The 16166-nt window shown below is 61.0% G+C and carries 18 protein-coding genes and 1 pseudogene; 7 read left to right on the top strand and 12 right to left on the bottom strand.

Annotated elements, in window-relative coordinates; genetic code table 11:
- The first annotated feature begins 220 nt into the window (after window positions 1–220).
- From HKK54_RS08605 to HKK54_RS08590, 4 genes are all read left to right on the top strand, one after another.
- Complete coding sequence (locus HKK54_RS08605; RefSeq protein WP_029615816.1) at window positions 221–1021, top strand: transporter substrate-binding domain-containing protein; 801 nt, start codon at window positions 221–223, stop codon at window positions 1019–1021.
- 222 nt (window positions 1022–1243) lie between these two features.
- On the top strand, window positions 1244–2041 hold the full coding sequence (locus HKK54_RS08600) for a transporter substrate-binding domain-containing protein (RefSeq protein ID WP_010169158.1): 798 nt from the start codon (window positions 1244–1246) through the stop codon (window positions 2039–2041).
- A 139-nt stretch (window positions 2042–2180) separates the two neighbouring features.
- A complete protein-coding gene (locus HKK54_RS08595; RefSeq protein WP_010169159.1) occupies window positions 2181–3140 on the top strand; it encodes an amino acid ABC transporter permease in 960 nt (319 codons plus the stop codon).
- The gene (locus tag HKK54_RS08590) at window positions 3133–3867 is read left to right on the top strand and encodes an amino acid ABC transporter ATP-binding protein (protein WP_088423043.1); all 735 of its coding nucleotides are present in this window, start codon (window positions 3133–3135) and stop codon (window positions 3865–3867) included. Before HKK54_RS08595 ends, HKK54_RS08590 begins: the two co-directional genes overlap by 8 nt.
- A gap of 129 nt (window positions 3868–3996) precedes the next feature.
- Here the strand turns inward: HKK54_RS08590 and HKK54_RS08585 are convergent, their stop codons facing one another.
- The 12 genes and pseudogenes from HKK54_RS08585 to ubiE form a co-directional block, all read right to left on the bottom strand.
- On the bottom strand, window positions 3997–5904 hold the full coding sequence (locus HKK54_RS08585; RefSeq protein WP_169386571.1) for a methyl-accepting chemotaxis protein: 1908 nt from the start codon (window positions 5902–5904) through the stop codon (window positions 3997–3999).
- A 172-nt stretch (window positions 5905–6076) separates the two neighbouring features.
- On the bottom strand, window positions 6077–6790 hold the full coding sequence (locus HKK54_RS33975) for a methyl-accepting chemotaxis protein (RefSeq protein ID WP_371318573.1): 714 nt from the start codon (window positions 6788–6790) through the stop codon (window positions 6077–6079).
- Window positions 6791–6934: 144 nt separating this feature from the next.
- A pseudogene (locus HKK54_RS33970) lies at window positions 6935–7993 on the bottom strand (methyl-accepting chemotaxis protein); the annotation flags it as partial.
- A gap of 95 nt (window positions 7994–8088) precedes the next feature.
- Window positions 8089–8796 (bottom strand): 16S rRNA (uracil(1498)-N(3))-methyltransferase, encoded by a 708-nt coding sequence (locus tag HKK54_RS08575; RefSeq protein ID WP_169386569.1) that lies wholly within the window; start codon window positions 8794–8796, stop codon window positions 8089–8091.
- The gene (tatC, locus tag HKK54_RS08570; RefSeq protein WP_003209295.1) at window positions 8793–9584 is read right to left on the bottom strand and encodes a twin-arginine translocase subunit TatC; all 792 of its coding nucleotides are present in this window, start codon (window positions 9582–9584) and stop codon (window positions 8793–8795) included. Before tatC ends, HKK54_RS08575 begins: the two co-directional genes overlap by 4 nt.
- Window positions 9581–10027, bottom strand: coding sequence for a Sec-independent protein translocase protein TatB (gene tatB / locus HKK54_RS08565; protein ID WP_169386568.1), 447 nt, complete (start codon window positions 10025–10027; stop codon window positions 9581–9583). The genes tatC and tatB overlap by 4 nt, the downstream gene beginning before the upstream one ends.
- Window positions 10028–10037: 10 nt before the next feature.
- Window positions 10038–10316, bottom strand: coding sequence for a twin-arginine translocase TatA/TatE family subunit (locus tag HKK54_RS08560; protein WP_003209298.1), 279 nt, complete (start codon window positions 10314–10316; stop codon window positions 10038–10040).
- A 25-nt stretch (window positions 10317–10341) separates the two neighbouring features.
- The gene (locus HKK54_RS08555; RefSeq protein ID WP_003209299.1) at window positions 10342–10674 is read right to left on the bottom strand and encodes a phosphoribosyl-ATP diphosphatase; all 333 of its coding nucleotides are present in this window, start codon (window positions 10672–10674) and stop codon (window positions 10342–10344) included.
- 2 nt (window positions 10675–10676) lie between these two features.
- Window positions 10677–11069 (bottom strand): phosphoribosyl-AMP cyclohydrolase, encoded by a 393-nt coding sequence (hisI, locus tag HKK54_RS08550; RefSeq protein WP_010169173.1) that lies wholly within the window; start codon window positions 11067–11069, stop codon window positions 10677–10679.
- Window positions 11070–11110: 41 nt separating this feature from the next.
- Entirely contained in the window at window positions 11111–12715 is a 1605-nt protein-coding gene (gene ubiB, locus HKK54_RS08545) for a ubiquinone biosynthesis regulatory protein kinase UbiB (RefSeq protein WP_169386567.1), read from the bottom strand.
- Window positions 12712–13335, bottom strand: a complete 624-nt coding sequence (locus HKK54_RS08540) for a ubiquinone biosynthesis accessory factor UbiJ (protein WP_169386566.1) — start codon at window positions 13333–13335, stop codon at window positions 12712–12714. Before HKK54_RS08540 ends, ubiB begins: the two co-directional genes overlap by 4 nt.
- Window positions 13335–14105, bottom strand: coding sequence for a bifunctional demethylmenaquinone methyltransferase/2-methoxy-6-polyprenyl-1,4-benzoquinol methylase UbiE (ubiE, locus tag HKK54_RS08535; protein WP_169386565.1), 771 nt, complete (start codon window positions 14103–14105; stop codon window positions 13335–13337). Before ubiE ends, HKK54_RS08540 begins: the two co-directional genes overlap by 1 nt.
- A 143-nt stretch (window positions 14106–14248) precedes the next feature.
- Here ubiE and HKK54_RS08530 point away from each other — a divergent pair, with 143 nt between their 5' ends.
- The 3 genes from HKK54_RS08530 (at window position 14249) to HKK54_RS08520 (ending at window position 16102) form a co-directional block, all read left to right on the top strand.
- The gene (locus HKK54_RS08530; RefSeq protein WP_010169180.1) at window positions 14249–14524 is read left to right on the top strand and encodes a polyhydroxyalkanoic acid system family protein; all 276 of its coding nucleotides are present in this window, start codon (window positions 14249–14251) and stop codon (window positions 14522–14524) included.
- A gap of 105 nt (window positions 14525–14629) precedes the next feature.
- A complete protein-coding gene (locus HKK54_RS08525; RefSeq protein ID WP_010169181.1) occupies window positions 14630–15052 on the top strand; it encodes a phasin family protein in 423 nt (140 codons plus the stop codon).
- Between the two features lie 12 nt (window positions 15053–15064).
- Complete coding sequence (locus HKK54_RS08520; protein WP_169386564.1) at window positions 15065–16102, top strand: phasin family protein; 1038 nt, start codon at window positions 15065–15067, stop codon at window positions 16100–16102.
- Window positions 16103–16166 lie beyond the last annotated feature (64 nt).

The raw sequence follows: 16166 nt of genomic DNA, 5'->3' as shown, positions 1-16166 counted from the left end.
CGCCTCGGGGGCGTGTTCGGCAACCGTCCTACGCCGTTTTTCCCTTCTGCTTCATTACGCTAACGCCTTGTTATTTCGAAACAAAAGACCCTTCTCCGAGGCGTATTGCCCTGCCTGCGAGTGGGTTAGCATCGCCCCCAAAATCTGACTCGAAGCCCCTGGTTTACGCGAACTTGTGCGTGGCTGGGTGTGGGAGTGTTTAACGGAACAGGGGCGTTTCATGATCAAAAGGTATTTATCGATGCTGTGGCTCGGCATCGTCACATTTTCCTGCGGTTACCTGGCACACGCCGGGGCCATAGACGAAGCCGTGCGGCGGGGTGTGCTGAAAGTCGGCACCAATCCGACCTACGTGCCCTTCGAGATGACCGACAAAAAGGGCCGTATCGTCGGGTTTGAAATTGACCTGTTGCGGGAGATGAGCAAGGCGCTGGGGGTGAAGCTGGAGCTGGTTTCGGTGCCCTATACCGATCTGATCCCCGGCTTGCTGGCCAGTCGGTTCGACCTGATCGGCAGCGGCATGACGGTCACGCAGGAACGCAACCTGACACTCAACTTCAGCGACTCGTTCATCATCGTCGGCCAGACCGTGCTGCTGCATCCGCGGTTGGCCAACCAGGTCCACAGCATCGAAGACTTGAACGAAGCCGGTTACCGCATCGTGGCTGCCGAGGGCACCACGGGCGAGGCTGCGGCGAAAAGGTTTCTCGGTGTGGCCCGGCTGCGCAGTTTTCCTACGCCGGAAGAAGGCGTGCGCCAGGTGGTGGAGGGCAAGGCCGACGCTTTTATCCACGATGCGCCGTATAACCTGATCGCAATCGCCAAACCCCAGAACAGTGGGTTGTTGGCACTGGAGCAACCCTTTACCTATGAGCCCCTGGCGTTCGGGCTGAAAAAAGGCGATTACGACAGCCTCAACTGGATCAATCATTTCCTCAACCAAGTGGCCCAGGACGGCACTTACGATCGGCTGCATGACAAGTGGTTCAAGGACTCGGACTGGATGGGGGAGATGGACTGATAGTCATAACTGCTTACACATCAAGCAATTGGCGGGCCTGTGGGGCGAGGTGTCTAGCCGTGACCTTCTCTGCACGGTTGTGGGGCTTTTCTGTCATACCTTGGCAACAAATCCCGGTGAAACCTTTGTACCGGGCGGGGAGTGAGTTAGGATCGCACCCCGAAATGGTGCAGCCCTTTTGCGCGCCGACCTCACAAGAAAATGAGTTCAGGGGACTTGATGATGAAAAAGTATCTTTCGATGCTGCTGCTAGGCGTCACCGCACTGGTGGCTGTCAATGCGGCCCACGCCGGCGCCATCGATGATGCGGTCAAGCGCGGCACGCTGAAAGTCGGCATGGACCCGACCTACATGCCGTTCCAGATGACCAACAAGCGCGGTGAAATCATCGGCTTTGAAGTCGACATCCTCAAGGCCATGGCCAAGTCCATGGGCGTCAAGTTCGAGCCGATCTCCACCGGCTACGACGGCATCATCCCGGCCCTGCTGACCAACAAGTTCGACATGATCGGCAGCGGCATGACCCTGACCCAGGAACGCAACCTGCGCCTGAACTTCAGCGAACCGTTCATCGTGGTCGGCCAGACCCTGCTGATCCGCAAGGAGCTGGAAGGCACCATCAAGTCCTACAAAGACCTGAACGACGAGAAGTACCGCCTGACCTCCAAGCTCGGCACCACCGGCGAGATGGTGGCCAAGAAGCTGATCTCCAAGGCCAAGTACCATGGCTACGACAACGAGCAGGAAGCCGTGCTCGACGTGGTCAACGGCAAGGCCGACGCCTTTGTGTATGACGCGCCTTACAACGTGGTGGCGGTGAACAAGGTCGGCAACGGCAAGCTGGTATTCCTCGACCAGCCGTTCACCTTTGAGCCCCTGGCGTTCGGCCTGAAGAAGGGCGACTACGACAGCATCAACTTCATCAACAACTTCCTGCACCAGATCCGCAACGACGGCACCTACGATCGTATCCATGACAAGTGGTTCAAGAGCTCCGAGTGGCTCAAGGACATGGAATAACGCGATACCGCGTCGACTTCATCGCAGGCAAGCCAGCTCCCACATTGATCGATGTCAGTCCTGACAATGCCTTCAAATGTGGGAGCCGGGCTTGCCCGCGATGAGGGCTTGCCAGGCGATACACATCCCGGAACCTGAAATGAAACAGAAAAAAGCCCAATGGCCCTGGCACCTGCTGACGGTGCTGGTGCTGGTCGGCCTGGCCGGCGCGTTGTATTACGCCACCTCGCTGATGTCCTACGAATGGCGCTGGAACCGTGTGCCGCAGTACTTCGTCTACCAGGCTGAAGAGTCCCAGCGGGCGTCGGATATTTCCACCGTCAGCGAGTTGGTGCGCAAGGGCGATGTGGCTGAAGTCACCCTGCGCAATGACGAGGGCAACGAACAGCACCTGACCGTCGCCGAGAACAGCCTGCAAGTGGCTCAGGGCGATGACGTGGCCGAGGGCGACGTGGTCGGCGTCACCCGGCATTGGGCCGCTGGCCCGTTATTGTGGGGCTTGTGGACCACGTTGTGGTTGTCGGTGGTGTCCGGGGTGCTCGGGTTGTTGATCGGCCTGGCGACCGGGTTGTGTCGTCTGTCGAATAACCCGACCCTGCGCGATCTGTCGACGATCTACGTCGAACTGGTACGCGGCACGCCGCTATTGGTGCAGATCTTCATTTTCTATTTCTTTATCGGCACCGTGCTCAACCTGTCCCGGGAATTCGCCGGGATCGCGGCACTGTCGCTGTTCACCGGCGCCTATGTGGCGGAAATCATTCGCGCCGGCGTGCAGTCGATTGCCCGTGGGCAAAATGAAGCAGCTCGCTCCCTGGGGCTCAGTGCTGGCCAGTCGATGCGCCATGTGGTGTTGCCGCAAGCCTTCAAGCGCGTGTTGCCGCCGCTGGCCGGGCAGTTTATCAGCCTGGTCAAGGACACTTCCCTGGTGTCGGTGATCGCCATTACCGAACTGCTGAAAAGCGGCCGTGAAGTCATCACTACCTCGTTTTCGCCGTTCGAAATCCTGTTCTGCGTCGCAGGCCTGTACCTGCTGATCAACCTGCCGCTGTCGAAAATCGCCAGCCGGCTTGAGCGGAGGCTCGCGCAAAGTGATTGAAGTCCGCGATCTGGTAAAAGTCTTCGACACCCGCGGCCACGTAGTCCGCGCGGTGGATAACGTGACCACCCAGGTGGCCAAGGGTGAAGTGCTGGTGGTGATCGGCCCGTCCGGTTCCGGCAAGTCGACGTTCCTGCGTTGCCTCAACGGCCTGGAAGAATTTGATTCCGGCTCGGTGAGCATCGACGGCCTGCAACTGGCAGACCCGAAAACCGATGTGAACGCCTACCGCCGGGAAGTCGGCATGGTGTTCCAGCATTTCAACCTGTTCCCCCACATGACCGTGTTGGAGAACCTCTGCCTGGCGCAGAAAGTCGTGCGCAAGCGTGGCAAGAAAGAGCGCGAGGCCAAGGCCCTGGCACTCCTGGAAAAAGTCGGCATCGCCCAGAAAGCCAACGAATTTCCGTCGCGGCTTTCCGGCGGCCAGCAGCAACGCGTGGCGATTGCCCGCGCGCTGGCGATGGAGCCCAAAGTGATGCTCTTTGACGAACCTACCTCGGCACTCGACCCGGAAATGGTCGGCGAAGTGCTTGATGTAATGAAGACCCTGGCCCTGGAAGGCATGACCATGGTCTGCGTCACCCATGAAATGGGCTTCGCCCGGGAAGTGGCCGATCGGGTGCTGTTCTTCGATCACGGCAAACTGCTGGAAGACGCCGCCCCGGCGCAATTCTTCGATGCGCCGAAGGATCCCCGGGCCCAAGCCTTTCTGCGTCAGGTTCTATAAAACGCTTCTTGTGGCGAGGGAGCTTGCTCCCGCTGGGCCGCGTAGCGGCCCCAAAAAAAGATAGGAGCGCTGCGCACTCCAACGGGAGCAAGCTCCCTCGCCACAGGTTAGCGTTGGTCGTGGTTTTTTTCAGACCTTGAACTTGCCCACCCACACCTGCAAATCCGTGCCCAGGCGCGCCAGTTCGACACTGGCCGCCGCAGTTTCCTGACTCGCGGCCGAGGTTTGTTCCGACACATCCTTGACCTTCAGCACACTGCGATTGATCTCCTCCGCTACTGCCGTTTGTTCCTCGGCAGCGGCGGCAATCTGCGGGTTCATCTCCTGGATAACCGACACCGTCCGAGTGATGCCGGCCAAGGCCTCACCCGCGCGGCGGGTCAGTTGCACGCTGTTGTCGGTGAGGCTGCGGCTGTTGTCCATGATGTCTGCGACCTGCTGCGTGCCCCGGTGCAGGCCACTGATCAGCTCCTCGATTTCCTCGGCCGATTGCTGGGTGCGTTGCGCCAGGCTGCGTACTTCATCGGCGACCACGGCAAAACCTCTGCCGGCCTCACCGGCCCGGGCCGCCTCGATCGCTGCGTTGAGGGCCAGTAAATTGGTTTGTTCCGATACGGATTTGATCACCTCCAGCACGCTGCCGATCTTCCGGCTTTCCTGCTGCAACCCTTGCATGGCCTGGCTCGAGCGCGTCATTTCCTGGGCCAGGTGCTCGATGTGAACAATCGCCTCGGCGACCACCTGATCACCCTGGCTCGCCTGCCGGTCGGCCTCGGTGGCGGCCAGTGAGGCTTGCTCGGCATGGCGCGCGACTTCCTGGGAGGTGGCGAGCATTTCATTCATGGCGGTGGCCACCTGTTCGGTTTCCTGTTTCTGGCCATCGACCCCGGCGCGGGTCTGTTCGGTGACGGCAGACAGTTGCTCGGCGGCGCTGGCGATCTGCCGGGCGCTGTCGCCGATGCCACCGATGAGGCCCCGCAGGTTGACGGTCATCTGCCCGATGCTGCGCTGCAACTGCCCCACTTCATCCTCGCGGGTGGCCTGGATATTGTGGCTCAAGTCGCCCTCGGCAATCCGGTTTGCGACGACCAGCGCCTGACGCAACGGCGTGACGATTTGGCCGGCGATCAGCCACGCCGCCAGGGCTCCCAGCAGTAGCGCTGCGCCGGTGACACTGAGCAGCAGGGTGCGGGCCTGGTCGGCTTCGCGATCACGCTGTTCGGTCTGGTATTGGCTCAGTTGGTCGCTTTGCTTGAGTAACTGATCCAGCCACTGTTCCAGTTGGTTTTGGGTGGTTTCAGTGGTGAGCTGGGCGTCCTTGAGGCGCGTCAGCTGGTTGCGGTAGTCGAGCAGGGCGCTTTTCAGCGCCGTCCCGTCCACGGGCAGCGTAGCCACGGCGGTCTGGGCGCTGTCGAGGGTGTGCAATGCATCGGCGACGGCCTGGCCATAGGCTTCCAGTGAAGCGGCGGCCCAGGCGGCGGTCTGGGCGCTGTCCTCGGCTTTCTCCATGGCCTGGCGAAGTTGTTCTACAGCGTCCAGGGCCTTTTCATCGTCCTGATTGGGCAGGTCGCTGGCCAATTGTGCGAGGGTGTCGCTGGCCTGGACCGAGCTTTTCTTGAGCCGCTCACGGGCGCTTTCGCGCTGCTCTATCAGGTTGGCCAGCCCGCCCAGGGCGGTTTTGAAGCTGGCGGTTATGCGGTTCGAGTCTTGCACTTGTTGAAGGCTGGCCGGGTGCACCAGGCGTGCCGCCAACTCGGCCAGGTAGCGGTCGATTTTCTCTATGTGCAGGCCGATTCGGGTCAGGCTGTTCGGGTCGTTCAGGGTGCGGTACACGATGCGGTCGGCCCGCAGTTCTTCGCCTACCACCGCCAGTTGCGAGAGCACGGTCAGTGACTGCGAGCGGAACAGCGAGGCGTTCAATGCCTGCCAGCCTGTCAGGGCGATGGCCAGGCTGAGCAGCAGCACCAGGCCGAAGCCCAGGAAGAGTTTGAGGGTGACACTGATGTTGCCTAATGCACGGGTCAGTGGACGAAACATGGTGAACCTCCAACGAATCAAAAGGAGCGTCTCAAGCGTCCGGCTGATAACGGCCAGGGGAATTGAAACGCTACTTTTATTCGGCGCCAGGTGTGTCATTCACGACCTGAAAAGCGCGTAGGAAATTTCACAAGTTTCCATGGCGGCGGCCCTGATGGCCGCCGCGACAGGGTCAGACCTTGAAGCGGCCCACCAGGGTTTGCAGGTAAATCCCCAGTCGGGCCAGTTCCGCGCTGGAAGCGGCGGTCTCTTCGCTGGCCGCCGAGGTTTGTTCGGAAACGTCCCGCACGTTGAGCACGCTGCGGTTGATCTCTTCGGCCACGGCACTTTGTTGTTCGGCCGCGGTGGCGATCTGCTGGTTCATCGCCTGGATCGTCGAAACGGTGCGGGTGATGTTCTCCAGGGCGTTGCCGGCCCGGCGAGTCAGCTCGACGCTGCTGTCGGTGAGGTTGCGGCTGTTGTCCATGATGGTCGCCACCTGCTGGGTGCCGCTTTGCAGGCCGACGATCAGCTCTTCGATTTCCTCGGTGGACTTTTGCGTGCGCTGGGCCAGGCTGCGCACTTCGTCGGCGACCACCGCAAAACCGCGCCCGGCTTCACCGGCACGCGCCGCTTCAATCGCTGCGTTGAGGGCCAGCAGGTTGGTTTGCTGGGCCACGGACTTGATCACGTCCAGAACACTGCCAATCTTGTCGCTCTCGCGCTTGAGGTGGCCCATGGCCTCGGTGGAGTTGCCCACCTCGCTGGCCAGGCGCTCGATCTGGGCGATGGCCTCACCCACCACCTTGTCGCCTTCACGGGCCTGCTGGTCGGCGGCTACGGCGGCCTCGGAGGCTTCTTCGGCATTACGGGCGACTTCCTGCACGGTGGCGGCCATTTCGTTCATGGCGGTGGCCACCTGGTCGGTCTCGACCTTCTGGCTGTTCACCCCGGCGCTGGTCTGCTCGGTGACGGCCGACAGTTGCTCGGCAGCGCTGGCGATCTGGGTGACGCCGTCGCTGATACCGCCGATCAGCTCCCGCAGGCCTACGGTCATGCTCTGCATGGACCGCTGCAACTGGCCCAGTTCGTCCTGGCGCTGGGAGATCAGGTTGTGGCTCAGGTCGCCGGACGCCACGCGCTCGGCGACTTTGAGGGTCTGGTTCAGGGGGATGACAATCTGCCGGGTGATGGCCCAGGCGGCGAGGATGCCGAAGGCCAGTGCCAGGGCCGTGGCCAGCAGCAACAGGTTCTTGGCGTGGGCGGTGTCGGTGTCACGCACCACGGTTTGCGAGGTGGTGAGTTTGTTGCTGCGGTCGAGCAGGATATCGCCTTGTTCGGCCATGATTTTCGTCGCGGCAGCGCTGGCCACCTGGGAATCGCGGTACTGGCTGACGGCGGCACGGTAGGCCTGCAGCGAAACGCTGGCCTCTTGCAGGTTGGCCCGGTATTGCTCAGGCAACGTGTCGTTGAGCTCGGTGATTTTTTTCAGGGCGTTGTCGATGGCGTCCAGGGCCGGCTGTTCGGCTTCGACCTTGCCACTGTAGGTGTAGCCGCGCACCTGGAAGCGCGCCTGCTGGATCAGCTTGCTCAAGTCGACCACGCTGTTGAACAGGGTGACGCTGTCGCCTTGCAGCAGGGATTTTTCCACTTCGTTGATTTTTGCCACGGCGTTGTCGGCGGTGTCCCCCAGTTTGCTGCGGGCGCCTTCACGCTTGAGACCGGCCTGCACCATGGAGCCAAAGGCTTTCTTGTACTGGTTCAGGGCGCCCTGTTGTTGCTCCACGACGAGCTTGTCGTCGGGTTGCTCGATCAGTTCTGCGGCGGTTTTCAGGCCACTGTCCAGTTGTGTGATCAGGTCGTTGACGGCGCCCGTACCTTGTTCGCCCCGCCGCATTTCGAAGTCCAGGCGCGCCAGGCGCAAGTCCTTGGACAACCCGTTGAGGCTCGAAATATAGCCCAGCTTGTCGCCGCGGCTGATCACGCCACTCAGGCCCGTCCAGCCGGTAAAGGTGATCAGCAGGGTCAGTATCAATACCAGGCCAAAGCCTATGCCCAGCTTGCGGTTGACGCTTACATTCCCCAGTTTCTCGGCTAACCAACGATACATGCTGCGAACTCCCCTGGAACAAGGCTTGGACTTATTCAGAAGCTATCGGCAGGTTCGGATATTTCTGTAGGATGGGTGTTTTTGTGGCGAGGGATTTAGAAGAGTCTTGAGAGCAGCGCGGTGACGGCAGTTTCGACTCTCAGGATGCGAGCGCCGAGTTGCACCGGCTGCAAACCGGCCTTGGCCAGCAGATCCACCTCGTAGGGAATCCAGCCGCCTTCCGGCCCGATGGCCAGCGTGACCGGCTCATCCAGGCCACGAGGGCAGGGCGGGTAGTCACCCGGGTGGCCGACCAGGCCGAGGGTGCCTTGCGCCAGGGCAGGCAGGCGGTCTTCGACGAACGGCTTGAAGCGCTTTTCGATCACGATCTCGGGAAGCACCGTGTCCCGGGACTGTTCCAGACCGAGGATCAACTGCTCGCGAATCGCTTCCGGCTCCAGGAAGGGCGTCTGCCAGAAACTCTTTTCCACGCGATAGCTGTTCACCAGCACCACCCGTGGCACACCCATGGACGCCACCGTCTGCAGCACCCGGCGCAGCATCTTCGGGCGGGGCAGGGCCAGCAGCAGGGTCAGGGGCAGTTTGGCCGGCGGCGGCTGGTCGAAGGTCACTTCGAGCTCGGCCTCCCGAGCTTCCAGGCGCAGCAACCGAGCGTTGCCCATCAAGCCGCCAATACGTCCGACCCGCAGGCTGTCGCCTACCGCGGCACGGTGGACTTCCTGCATATGCACCAGGCGCCGATCACGCAGCACCACCCGGTCGGCCGCGACAAAGTCGGCCTCCTCAAGCAGCAGCAGGTTCACGGCTGGGTCGCTGGCGGCTGGTCGTCGTCGGCGGGCTGGTCATCCGGGTGATCACCACGCTTGCTCACCAGGCTGCCAAACAGGATGCCAATTTCGAACAGCATCCACATCGGCACGGCCAGCAACGTCTGCGAGAAGATGTCCGGCGGGGTCAGGATCATGCCGACCACGAAGCAGCCGATGATCACGTACGGGCGGATCTTCTTCAGGTATTTGACGTCGACCACGCCGATCCACACCAGCAGCACCACGGCCACCGGGATTTCGAACGCTACGCCAAAGGCGAAGAACAGCGTCATCACGAAGTCGAGGTAGCTGGTGATGTCAGTCATCATCTCCACGCCGGCCGGCGTAGCAGCGGCGAAGAATTTGAAGATCAGCGGGAACACCAGGAAGTAGGCGAAGGCCATGCCGGTGTAGAACAGCAGGATGCTCGACACCAGCAGCGGCACGGCGATGCGTTTCTCATGCTTGTACAGGCCCGGCGCGATAAAGCCCCAGATCTGGTGCAGGATCACCGGGATCGCCAGGAACAGCGAGACCATCATCGTCAGCTTCAACGGCGTGAGGAAGGGTGACGACACGTCGGTGGCGATCATCGTCGCGCCGGCCGGCAAGTAGTTGCGCAGCGGCGTGGAGACGAAGGTGTAGATCTGCTGGGTGAAGGCAAACAGCCCGGCAAAGATGATGAAGATCGCCGCGACACAACGCAGCAGGCGGGTGCGCAACTCGGTGAGGTGCGAGACCAGTGGCATGTGCTGGTCGGTTTCCGGTTTATCAGCGCTCATGGGGCTCGCGGCGGCAATGTAGGGTCGTGGGGAGCGGGCGACACGGCAGGCGTCGGCGCGGGTTCGGTCGGGGTCACGTGCGCGGCGGGCGCAGGCTCGGCGGCGTGCACGGGTTCGGCGACCGGTGCAGGCGCAGGCGTGGCAGGCGGTGCAATCGAGTGCTCGGCCACAGGCTCGACCGGCTTGGGCGTTTCCTGCACCGGCGAGAGAATCTTCCGTGCCTCCTGCTCCAACGACAGAATGTGTTCGTTGTGCAGTTGCCGGCGAATTTCGTCGGCGCCGATTTCCCGTTCAACTTCCTGTTTGATGGCGTTGAAACTGCGTTTCAGGCGCCCGATCCACAGGCCGGCCGTGCGCGCGGCACCGGGCAGGCGTTCCGGCCCCAGTACCAGCAGGGCCACGAGGCCGACGAGCAGCAGTTCAGAGAAGCTGATACCAAACATTATTCAGTACTCACGAGTCTTTTTGGTTCTGCTCTTTGACGTGCTCGGCCTGTACGTCGAAGGTGCGACGTTCAGTGATCGGCTGAGTGGCCTGCGGGTGTACAGGCTGCGCCGGTGGCACCGGGTTGACGGCCGGGTCGGCAGGCTTCTCGTCGTCGTTCATGGCCTTGCGAAAGCCCTTGATCGATTCACCGACGTCGGTGCCGAGGTTTTTCAGTTTCTTGGTGCCGAACACCAGCACAACGACCACAAGAATGACGATCCAGTGTTTCCAGTCAAAAATGCCCATGCTGCAATTCCTCTGTAATAGTTGGTCAGGCGGACGGGCGCGAGGCCTTTTCGGCATGCCCGGACAAGCCGAAGCGACGGTCCAGTTCATCAAGCACTGCCTGTGGATGCTGCCCCAGTTGGGCGAGCATGACCAGACTGTGGAACCACAAGTCGGCAGTTTCGTAGATCACGTCGCTGCAGTCGCCGCTGATTTGCGCGTCCTTGGCAGCAATAATCGTCTCGACGGATTCTTCGCCGAGTTTTTCCAGAATCTTGTTCAGACCCTTGTGGTACAGGCTGGCGACATAGGAGCTGTCGGCGTCCGCGCCTTTGCGGTCTTCCAGCACCTGGGCCACGCGGTTGAGGGTATCGCTCATGTTCAGTGTCCTGCCGAGTAAATGGCGTGCGGGTCTTTGAGCACGGGCTCGACGGTCTTCCACTCGCCGTTTTCGAACACGCGGTAGAAGCAGCTGTGACGGCCGGTGTGACAGGCGATATCGCCGATCTGTTCGACCTTGAGGATGACCACATCGGCGTCGCAGTCGATGCGCATCTCATGCAGGGTTTGCACGTGCCCGGACTCTTCGCCCTTGCGCCACAGTTTGCCACGGGAACGTGACCAGTAAATGGCGCGGTTCTCGGCGGCTGTCAGGCTCAGGGCCTCGCGGTTCATCCAGGCCATCATCAGCACGCGCCCGGTCTTGTAGTCCTGGGCAATGGCCGGCACCAGGCCGTCACTGTCCCACTTGATCTCGTCCAGCCAGTCTTTCATTTTCGGCTCCGGCAATTTGCGACAGTGTATAACCGGATTGGCTATCGACGCACGATCAGATACACGCCCACGGCGACCATAATGCCAGCCGGCCAATGGCCCAGTTCATTCAGCGGCCCGCCGGCGGCCAGTATCGTGCCGCCCACCAGGTGCGCGGCGCCCAGCAGGCGCAGGAACCAGTCGTCCTTGCGCTTGTGCCATGGCGGCGCGGGGTCCTTGGCATGGGGCTGGGACATGCGCTCCAGCAGGTCGCGGGTCATGTTGGCCAGGTGCGGCAGTTGCTCGACCTGGCTCTGCAGGTTGCCCAGCAGGGTTTTCGGGCTGACGCGTTCACGCATCCAGCGCTCAAGGAATGGCTGGGCGGTGTTCCACAGGTCGAGGTCCGGGTAGAGCTGGCGGCCCAGGCCTTCGATGTTCAGCAGGGTCTTTTGCAACAGTACTAATTGTGGCTGCACTTCCATATTGAAGCGCCGCGCCGTCTGGAACAGACGCATCAGCACCTGACCGAAGGAAATATCTTTTAACGGTTTTTCAAAGATCGGTTCGCACACGGTGCGGATCGCCGCTTCGAATTCGTTGAGTTTGGTTTCTGCCGGCACCCAGCCCGAATCGATGTGCAACTGCGCCACGCGGCGGTAGTCACGCTTGAAGAAGGCGAACAGATTGCGCGCCAGGTAGTCCTGGTCTTCGGGGGTCAGGCTGCCGACGATGCCGCAGTCGATCGCAATGTACTGCGGGCTCCACGGGTTCACGGTGCTGACGAAGATATTGCCGGGGTGCATGTCGGCGTGGAAGAAGCTGTCGCGGAACACCTGGGTGAAGAAGATTTCCACACCGCGCTCGGCGAGCATTTTCATGTTGGTGCGCTGGTCGGCCAGGGTCGCGAGGTCGGTGACCTGCACGCCATAGATGCGCTCCATCACCAGCACTTTCGGGCGGCACCAGTCCCAATAGACTTGCGGCACATACAGCAACGGCGAGCCTTCGAAGTTGCGCTTGAGCTGGCTGGCGTTGGCCGCTTCGCGCAGCAGGTCGAGTTCGTCGTAGATGGTTTTTTCGTAGTCCAGCACCACGTCCACCGGGTGCAGCAGGCGCGCATCGGCCGAGAAACGCTCGGCGGCGCGGGCGAGGATGAACAGCCACGCCAGGTCCTGGCCGATGATCGGCTTGAGGCCCGGGCGGATGACCTTCACCACCACTTCTTCGCCGCTTTTGAGCTGCGCGGCATGCACCTGGGCCACCGAGGCTGAGGCCAGCGGCGCAATGTCAAAGCGGCTGAAGACTTCACTGATCTTCTTGCCGAGCTGCTCTTCAATCAGCGTGACCGCCAGTTGCGAGTCAAACGGCGGGACGCGGTCCTGCAACAGCATCAGTTCGTCGGCGATGTCTTCGGGCAGCAGGTCGCGGCGGGTGGAGAGGATCTGCCCGAACTTGATGAAGATCGGCCCCAGGTCCTGCAATGCCAGGCGCAGGCGTGCGCCACGGCTCAGGTCGAGGGTTTTGCGCGGGAACCAGCGCCACGGCAGCACATAGCGCACCGCCAGCAGAAACCACGGCAGCGGCAGGGCGAACAGCAGGTCATCGAGGCGGTAGCGGATTACGACGCGCTGGATACGAAACAAACGGCGGACGGCGAGCAGCTTCATGCGTTATCGCTTGAATTCAGGGAGCGGCTCAGGCGCTCGAAGCGCGCCTCAAGTCGTTCCAGGTCGAGTTTGGCCTGGTCGAGTTCACGAAAGCGCGCTTCCGCTTCCCGTTGTCCGACCAGGGTGCGCGATTCTTCGCTCAGGTATTCGGCGAGGTTCTGGTTCAGGCTGGCGAAGCCCTGCTGGTACCAGCGCGTCCGGCTGCGCAGGTGACCGCTGATCAGTTGGGTGGCCACCGGGCCGAGCCAACGGGACAGCTCATATTCCCAATCCAGTTCCAGGTCTTGCAGCACCGCCGCCAGGTCCATCAGCACTGTGCTGTCGCCTGTGAGCGTAACGTCCGGGCCGTGGAGGATCGCTGTTTTGTCCCGGCTCAGGGCCAGGCGCAGCAGGCTGGAGCCGGAAGCACGCAGGGTGCAGTCGGCGTCGGCGGCCCAGTGGGTCGCCAGCAACAGGCCTTCATCGCTGGGCAGGATAAACAGCTGCAAGGCCGGGCTGGTGCAATCCACGGCGATGATCTTGCCGTTCAGGTGTGCCAGCCGCGCCAGGGCGGTGCTGTCCAGGCGCAAAACACGGTTGAGGCCGTGTTCAACGCTGGCGAGAAGGCCTGCGAACAACATCAGGGCTTGATGCCGCGGTGCAGGGCGACGATGCCCGAGGTCATGTTGTGGTAGGTCACGCGGTCGAAACCGGCTTCCACCATCATCGACTTCAGGGTTTCCTGGTTGGGGTGCATGCGGATCGATTCAGCCAGGTAACGGTAGCTTTCGGCGTCATTGGTGATCAGCTTGCCCATCAACGGCATGAAGGCGAACGAGTAGGTGTCGTAGACCTTGGACATCAGCGCGTTGGTCGGCTTGGAGAACTCCAGCACCAGCAGGCGACCGCCGGGCTTGAGTACGCGCAACATGGAGCGCAGCGCGTCTTCCTTGTGGGTCACGTTACGCAGGCCGAAGGCGATGGTCACGCAGTCGAAATGGTTGTCCGGGAACGGCAGCTTTTCAGCGTCGGCCTGGACGAACTCGATGTTGCCCGCCACGCCTTTGTCCAGCAGGCGATCACGACCGACCTTGAGCATCGAGCCGTTGATGTCGGCCAATATCACCTGGCCGGTCGGGCCCACCAGCTTGGAGAACTTGGCGGCCAGGTCGCCCGTGCCGCCGGCAATATCCAGCACGCGGTTGCCGGTACGTACGCCCGACAACTCGATGGTGAAGCGCTTCCACAGGCGGTGCATGCCGCCGGACAGCACGTCGTTCATCAAGTCGTACTTGGCGGCTACCGAGTGGAACACCTCGGCGACTTTTTCGGCTTTCTGGCTTTCCGGGACGTTCTTGAAGCCGAAGTGAGTGGTGGGTTCGGCATCGCTGCCTTTGCGCTGATCAGTCATATCGCTGTCACCAAAAGAGAATGGGGGCATTCTAATCCCCAAGGCATGCTTTGTCTTGGCAAGGCTGAAGGTAAGATAGGTGGCCACCGAGACCTTTTGCCGCATGGCGGGTCGACAAGTCCCTATAACGAGGAGTCATTCAAATGGCCCGCATACAGGTTGAACGTGCCCACACACTGGGCAAGGACGCTGCCCGCGAAAAAGCCGACAAGTTGGCGAGCAAACTCAAGGAGCAATATGGCCTGGAGTCTTCGTGGGTCGGCGACACACTGAATCTCAAACGCTCGGGAGTTAAAGGCACCGTGAAAGTGGCTGAAGATTCCCTGCGCATCGACGTGGAACTGGGACTGTTGATGTCGGCCATGAGTGGCACCATCAAGTCCGAAATCGAGAAGGCGCTGGATAAAGCCCTGGCCTGATTTCCGGTCTTCTTAGGGTGCCGATTCTAATTTTTCTGCCTACTTTGTGCCCAAGCCCTCAACTTCTGTGGGCAGTTCCTCCCCCCTTTATGCGTGAGGTGCACCATGGCCAAAGTTATTTTGAAGAAAAAAATTGCTACCGGAACTAACGCCCTGATCGACGTTAAATCCTATGCCCGCAAGATCTGGCTGGCCGGTTTGGGGGCTTATGCCAAGGTCGGCAGCGAGGGCGCCGAGTACTTCAAGGAACTCGTTAAGACCGGTCAACATATTGAAAGTAAAGGCAAAAAAGTTGTGATTGAACAACTTGATGCGGCCAACAGTCAGATTGATCAAGTCAAGAGCGAAGTCTTCGGCGTCAAAGGTCGAGTCGAAGTGCAACTGGATAAAGTTGAAAGAGCTTTTGATAGTCGTGTTGGAAGTGCCTTGAATCGGATCGGCATTCCGTCTAAACATGACGTGGAGACACTCTCTGCTAAGCTCGATGAGCTGACGGCATTGCTCGAACGTGTCGCGCGTAAACACTAAGGAGACAACGGGATGGCTGTTAAAAAGACTACTGATAAAGAAGGCAGCTCGTGGATCGGGGAAGTTGAAAAATACTCCCGCAAGATCTGGCTGGCTGGTTTAGGCGTGTACTCGAAGGTGAGCAGTGACGGCGGCAAATACTTCGAGACTTTGGTTAAAGACGGCGAGAAGGCCGAGAAGTTGACCAAGAGCACAGTGGGTAAACAAGTCGATGCGGCAAAGGCTTCCGCCGGTTCTGCCAAATCACGTATCAGCGACAAGTGGGGCGAACTGGAAGGGGCTTTTGACAAGCGCCTGAACAGTGCCATTTCGCGACTGGGCGTGCCTAGCCGTACTGAAGTGAAAGCGCTGCACAGCAAGGTCGATACATTGACCCGGCAAATCGAAAAACTGACCGGCGTTAAAGCGGCGCCCGTTGCGGCTAAAACTGCAGCGGCCAAACCGGCTGCCAAGCCAGCCGCGAAAACGGCTGCTGCCAAGCCTGCTGCAAAAACCGCCGCCAAACCTCTGGTCAAGGCCGCCGCCAAACCGGCCGCCAAGCCAGCGGCCAAAGCGCCTGCCAAAGCTGCCGCAAAACCGGCGGCCAAGCCAGCGGCTAAAACCGCAGCGGCTAAACCGGCCGCCAAGCCTGCCGCTAAACCAGTGGCCGCTAAAGCAGCTGCAAAACCTGCGGCTAAACCCGCAGCCAAGCCGGCAGCAAAAGCAGCAGCCAAACCGGCCGCCAAGCCTGCAGCCAAGCCCGCGGCGAAAACCGCAGCCGCTAAACCTGCTGCAGCGAAGCCTGCTGCCAAGCCAGCTGCTGCGAAACCTGCAGCCAAGCCGGTTGCCGCCAAACCTGCGGCTGCAAAACCTGTAGCGGCCAAGCCTGCTGCAAAACCGGCCGCGGCGAAGAAGCCTGCCGTAGCCAAAAAACCAGCAGCGCCAAAGCCAGCGGTCGCGGCCAAGCCTGCAACCCCGGCACCGGCGACCAACTCGGTCACTCCACCGACGCCTGCTGCTGCAACCCCGACTGCAACGCCGGCAACCCCGACGCCTACCAGTCAGTCCTGATTTTTACGGGACACAAAAAAAGCCCGGCCTGCGAAGGTCGGGCTTTTTTATTGATGGGGTCTAC

This window comes from Pseudomonas sp. ADAK13 (assembly GCF_012935715.1).
In the GTDB taxonomy this organism is placed as follows: domain Bacteria; phylum Pseudomonadota; class Gammaproteobacteria; order Pseudomonadales; family Pseudomonadaceae; genus Aquipseudomonas.
Note: the sequence above shows the minus strand (reverse complement) of the source record. Positions and strands in the feature narration are given on the sequence as shown.

Bases quoted from the DNA above. Each gene is read 5' to 3' on its own strand.
- HKK54_RS08555 (WP_003209299.1), bottom strand. From the start codon at position 10,674: ATGAGCGATACCCTCAACCGCGTGGCCCAGGTGCTGGAAGACCGCAAA.
- tatB (WP_169386568.1), bottom strand. From the start codon at position 10,027: ATGTTTGGTATCAGCTTCTCTGAACTGCTGCTCGTCGGCCTCGTGGCC.
- ubiE (WP_169386565.1), bottom strand. From the start codon at position 14,105: ATGACTGATCAGCGCAAAGGCAGCGATGCCGAACCCACCACTCACTTC.
- HKK54_RS08525 (WP_010169181.1), top strand. From the start codon at position 14,630: ATGGCCAAAGTTATTTTGAAGAAAAAAATTGCTACCGGAACTAACGCC.
- hisI (WP_010169173.1), bottom strand. From the start codon at position 11,069: ATGAAAGACTGGCTGGACGAGATCAAGTGGGACAGTGACGGCCTGGTG.
- HKK54_RS08600 (WP_010169158.1), top strand. From the start codon at position 1,244: ATGAAAAAGTATCTTTCGATGCTGCTGCTAGGCGTCACCGCACTGGTG.
- HKK54_RS08585 (WP_169386571.1), bottom strand. From the start codon at position 5,904: ATGTTTCGTCCACTGACCCGTGCATTAGGCAACATCAGTGTCACCCTC.
- HKK54_RS33975 (WP_371318573.1), bottom strand. From the start codon at position 6,790: ATGAACGAAATGGCCGCCACCGTGCAGGAAGTCGCCCGTAATGCCGAA.
- HKK54_RS08540 (WP_169386566.1), bottom strand. From the start codon at position 13,335: ATGTTGTTCGCAGGCCTTCTCGCCAGCGTTGAACACGGCCTCAACCGT.
- HKK54_RS08560 (WP_003209298.1), bottom strand. From the start codon at position 10,316: ATGGGCATTTTTGACTGGAAACACTGGATCGTCATTCTTGTGGTCGTT.
- tatC (WP_003209295.1), bottom strand. From the start codon at position 9,584: ATGAGCGCTGATAAACCGGAAACCGACCAGCACATGCCACTGGTCTCG.
- HKK54_RS08520 (WP_169386564.1), top strand. From the start codon at position 15,065: ATGGCTGTTAAAAAGACTACTGATAAAGAAGGCAGCTCGTGGATCGGG.
- ubiB (WP_169386567.1), bottom strand. From the start codon at position 12,715: ATGAAGCTGCTCGCCGTCCGCCGTTTGTTTCGTATCCAGCGCGTCGTA.
- HKK54_RS08605 (WP_029615816.1), top strand. From the start codon at position 221: ATGATCAAAAGGTATTTATCGATGCTGTGGCTCGGCATCGTCACATTT.
- HKK54_RS08530 (WP_010169180.1), top strand. From the start codon at position 14,249: ATGGCCCGCATACAGGTTGAACGTGCCCACACACTGGGCAAGGACGCT.
- HKK54_RS08595 (WP_010169159.1), top strand. From the start codon at position 2,181: ATGAAACAGAAAAAAGCCCAATGGCCCTGGCACCTGCTGACGGTGCTG.